Source organism: Kosmotoga sp. (assembly GCF_982836095.1).
Map to the genome: position 1 here is coordinate 1 of NZ_CEYIHJ010000004.1, position 4,617 is coordinate 4,617.

General features: G+C 40.0%; 3 protein-coding genes and 1 pseudogene. 1 reads left to right on the forward strand and 3 read right to left on the reverse strand.

Going from position 1 to position 4,617, the window contains the following annotated elements; genetic code table 11:
- Positions 1 to 1,962: single-stranded-DNA-specific exonuclease RecJ (gene recJ, locus AC3LHT_RS00575; RefSeq protein WP_488661668.1), on the reverse strand; the 1,962-nt coding region annotated here is incomplete at its 3' end.
- Between the two features lie 103 nt (positions 1,963 to 2,065).
- Between recJ and AC3LHT_RS00580 the strand changes: the two genes are divergently transcribed.
- Positions 2,066 to 2,779 carry a pseudouridine synthase gene (locus AC3LHT_RS00580; protein ID WP_488661669.1) on the forward strand — a complete coding sequence of 238 codons (714 nt, stop codon included), beginning with the start codon at positions 2,066 to 2,068 and terminating at the stop codon, positions 2,777 to 2,779.
- Between the two features lie 13 nt (positions 2,780 to 2,792).
- On the opposite strand, the gene AC3LHT_RS00585 is transcribed toward AC3LHT_RS00580, so the two are convergent.
- Together AC3LHT_RS00585 and AC3LHT_RS00590 are read right to left on the reverse strand one after the other, a co-directional pair.
- Positions 2,793 to 4,406 (reverse strand): PEGA domain-containing protein, encoded by a 1,614-nt coding sequence (locus tag AC3LHT_RS00585; protein WP_290645035.1) that lies wholly within the window; start codon positions 4,404 to 4,406, stop codon positions 2,793 to 2,795.
- Between the two features lie 11 nt (positions 4,407 to 4,417).
- Positions 4,418 to 4,617 (reverse strand): annotated as a pseudogene (locus AC3LHT_RS00590) (hypothetical protein); the annotation flags it as partial.

The window sequence follows — 4,617 nt, forward strand, 5'->3', positions numbered from 1 at the left end:
ATGATAGTTGCTAAGAAGCCTCCAGGCCAGAAGAGGGTGCTTCAGCCTGATACTTCCAAATGCTCCCCAGATTTTTTTTGCTGTCATTTGTAAGAATTCTGGCGCTTTGTGTGAAAGATGTTTTTCGAGATCGTTTACCAATGAGCTCACATCTGTCTGAAAATTACTCATATCAGGCTTCTGGTTCTTCCAATCCCTTATGAATTCAAAGACGAAGTTCTTATCTTTTACCTCTTCCTCGAAAACGGGATCAATATAAAGCCTTGCGTCGTTAATGGAAAGCTTCATTCCCTCCAATCCGTATCCATTATCCGTCTTTATACTTGCCACAACGTCCATTTTAAGCAAACTGGGCTTAACGTATTTGAATTCATCAAAAAGGTGGTTCATGCCAAATCCAATGGCAAGCACTTTTCTGTCGCCTGATCGCAATATTAGTTTTACGTGGTCACCTGAATTTCCAAAGGTCTTGGCTTTTTCAATGTTCAAATTTTTTATCAAGAACCTCGGCTCGGGATTGGAATGTCCAAAAGGTCTTAATAATTCAATTTTTCCCAATTTTTCGCTATCAAATTCATCAAGCGAAAGTTCGGCATCCACTTCTACGACATACACAGGGAGGTCTTTCCCATATAATTTTACATATGCTTCATTGATGAGCTTTCTCATGAGTGGGATGTTCTTCCTTTCGATTGTCAATCCAGCTGCCATCTCGTGCCCACCATACTCTTTCAGCAATGAATTGATGTTGTTTAAAAGCGATATAATACTTATTCCTGAAGGGCTTCTGGCAGATCCTTTCCCAACTTCACCGGAAGTGGAAATGAGAAATACAGGCTTGTTGTACATCGCTACAAGTCTGGAAGCAACTATGCCAAGAACGCCTAAATGCCAATTTTCTCCTGAAAGAATGAGAACCATATCGTTTTTATAGGCTTTGTTTTTTTCTATCTCCTTTATTGCTTGATCAAAGATCTTTGCTTCTATTGTCTGACGGTTTTGATTGTGTTGTAAGAGTCTGCTGGCTGCTTTCATTGCTTCCTCATGATTCCTGCTGATCAGCAATTCAAGAGCTACTATGGCAGAATCCATTCTACCAGCTGCATTTAGTTTAGGTGCTATTTTGAAAGCAATGTCCTGTGCAGTCAAGTGTTCAGCATTCAGCCTGAGATAGCTTAAAAGAGCTTTTAAGCCCAAAAGGGGTCGCTTTTGTATCTTTCGAGTGCCTTCCCTTACTATATATCTGTTTTCGTCCTTCAGGGGTACGATGTCTGCAATGGTTCCTAAGGCTACTATATCGAGATAATCTTGTGGGTCAAGTGGGAACCCCAGAGTCTCGTTCAAAGCAGAAAGCACTTTAAAAGCTACCCCTACTCCGGCCAGCCCTTTGAATGGATATTCGTCGTCTGGCCTTTTTGGATTTACAATGGCCTCCGCTGGGGGCAGACTTTCTTTCACTTCATGATGATCAGTTACTACTACTTTAAAACCAAGCTTTTTAGCGTGCTTGATCTCCTCCACAGAAGTTACTCCGCAATCCACAGTTATAAGCAAACGATGCCCTTGCTCGTACAATTCCGTTATAGCATCTTTACTGAGTCCATATCCCTCCTCTAACCTCAAAGGGATATAGTAGCTTACATTGAAGCCCAACTTTTTCATCGTCAGATATAGCAATGCCGTGGAAGTAACACCATCGACATCGTAATCTCCGAAAATCACAATAGAGTCATCCCGCTCGGCTGACTCTATAATAGTTTTGATTGCTATTGACATGTCCTTCATCAGAAAAGGGTCATGCATTAGAGAAGCATCTGGATTAAGAAATCTGCTTGCCTCTACTTCATCGGTTATATTTCTGTTTACCAAAAGCCTGGCAAGGAATGGATCGATGCCAAGATATTCCACCAAACGAGAAACTTGGGTATCATCAGGCTTGTGGAGTACCCACTCCTTTCTCATATTTCCACCTTCTCTCTTTTTTTCTCTTTGAAAAAATTATACCATTCTATATTAATTTTTTCGAGGAATGGACGCGTTAAAATTGATTAGGAGGAGTGGCTTTATGGAGAAGCTTTTGAGGTTGGATAAATTCATTTCGAAGTTTGCAGGAATCAGCAGAAACGAGAGTCGAAAATTCATCAAAGCGGGCAAGGTAAGGGTCAACGGAACTGTTATCAAAGCGGTTGATCACAAGGTCTACCAGCATGATAGAGTTTTCTTGAATGATAAGAAGTTGGAGACCTATGACAGCGTTTATATTGCACTCTATAAACCAGTCGGCTATGTATCTTCAAGGAGCATAAATGAAGGGAGAAGCGTCTTTGAACTCATTGACGCTCCATACAATAAAGAACTCTCAATTGCCGGCCGCCTTGACAAAGATGCTGAAGGACTGCTGCTGTTGAGTAACGATGGGCTTTTCATTCATAGGGTCATCAGCCCGAAATACAATCTCGAAAAAGAATATATTGTGGAGTTGGAAAATGAGCCAGATGGAGATTTCATAGAGAAGATGAACGAGCCGATCAGTTGTGGAGATGAGATTTTGAAAGCAAAAAAGGTGACAAAACTTGAAGGGAAGAAAATTTTGATCATTTTGACGGAAGGGAAGTTTCACGAGATAAAAAGGATGGTAAAAGCCAATGGGAATACTGTAACTGCAATTAAAAGGGGCAGGATAGGGGAATTTGTGCTGCCTGAAATGTTCAACCCGGGTGATTGGAAAGAGCTAAACGATTTTGAGATAAAAAAAATCACCGGGGAATTCCCCCGGTGATCATTCCAGTACTCTATTCTTCAATACTTTGCAAATCGAAATTTAGGCTGTATTCTCCCATTTTGAAATACCTGACAAGATATACGAAATGATAATCTTCTTTTACAATCAGCAATTCATAATATCCAGGGTCAAGATCAACTGTAATAGGACTCCTGCCAAATTCGGTTCCATTGATAAATACTCTTGCATTAGATGGATTTGTTGTGATTTTTAGAATCACTGGTTTCAATTTGGGTATCAGAGAAACTTTTAGGTAATATTCAGAACCTGCGTTGATGCTCAATTTATATTCCTGATTCTGATAACCTTCTTTCACAGCCAGTATTTTATGGGTTCCTGGTTGGAGTTTTATTGAATCGGGAGAAATGCCATAGAAAACTCCATCAACGTAGATGTATACCTGTTCCTGGTTGTAACTTAAAAAGAGCGTTCCCTCAGGAGGAATGACTCTTTCCAGTTTGACTTTTAGATTGGTGTTGTCGCTGATATTTATAAACTCAGAATAATCTTGATAACCATCTTTTTTCACGATTATCCTATACCAGCCTTTGGATACCCTTCTTTGTAATGGTGTATTACCAGCATATTCGCCCGATATATATACTTCAGCACCTGAGGGATCAGAAGTAATACTCAACTGGTAACCCAGGAATTTTAAATTGACGAATTTGTTCATTGGCCCGGTTACGTTAATTGTTTCCGTGTATTTTTCGTAATCCGTTTTTTCCAGCTCTAGAGTGTGAGTGCCGGCGGTAAGATCTAAATTCAAAGGTGTAACCCCTCTGTAAACACCATCAATGTAAACTTTTGCCCTGGAAGGGCTACTGTTTATGCCAACTGAGAATTTTTTCTGCTGTATTTTTGAAAGCGCTACATTCAGGTATGAGGTAGTACCTGCTCTGACATTCACCTGCTTGGAATAAGGAGAATATCCGGATTTATACAGATTCACAAGGTGTACACCTTCTGCAAGGGAAACTCTTAATGGTGTGGTCCCGTAATAGCTTCCATCGATATAGGCACTAGCGCCCGCAGGGGCACTGTTGATAGATAATGTACCCTGAGCTGGTCGCGCATTCACATAAAAATACGTCTGAGCAACTGCATATTCCTCTTTATCTACAAATGGTTTTACGAGCTCTTCTACAAGCTTATTTGCAAGATCTTCAAAAAACGGGAAAGCTTCTTTTGAGAATTTCTCGATTGCAGATTTCAAAAAAGGTAGCTGTTGTTTAGATGCCACAATTTGAAATATTTCCATTCCGCTTTCACCAGATACCAGGAGACGATAACCTAATTTTGCCGAATCTGTTGGTAAAGAGTATTCTTTGTTTGCTTTGACAAAGTTGTTGGTATCATATTTGTTGGGAAATATCAATTGTACTTTACCATCTGGCATGATATCGTATATCGTTACATAAGCATCTGCGTTGGTTTTGAAAAAGACTTTTACCTCTTCGCCGTTCTTGTACAAAGAGCCGGGATCTTTATCTAGCCATATGGAAACCTCAAATTCCTGAGGTATTGGAACAATGATAACCTTTTCAAGATCGTACCCCACTGTAGCAAAAGAAATCACAGCTATTAAAGCAAAAAGTGTAAAAACGATTCCCTTTTTGATCATGCTATCCCTCCTCATCCAGATTGTTCATCGGAATCCCCCTGCATTTTATTTGACTCTTCGGCATCATTTCGGTTCATTTCCACTTCTGATGTCAAACTTTGTCTGGCCTTTGCGCTTTTGAGGAATTTTATTATGTAATACACGATTAGGCCTATAATGCTTCCAAATACGAACCCATATGTGCTCCGAAGTACCAAAGTCCATAAAGGTG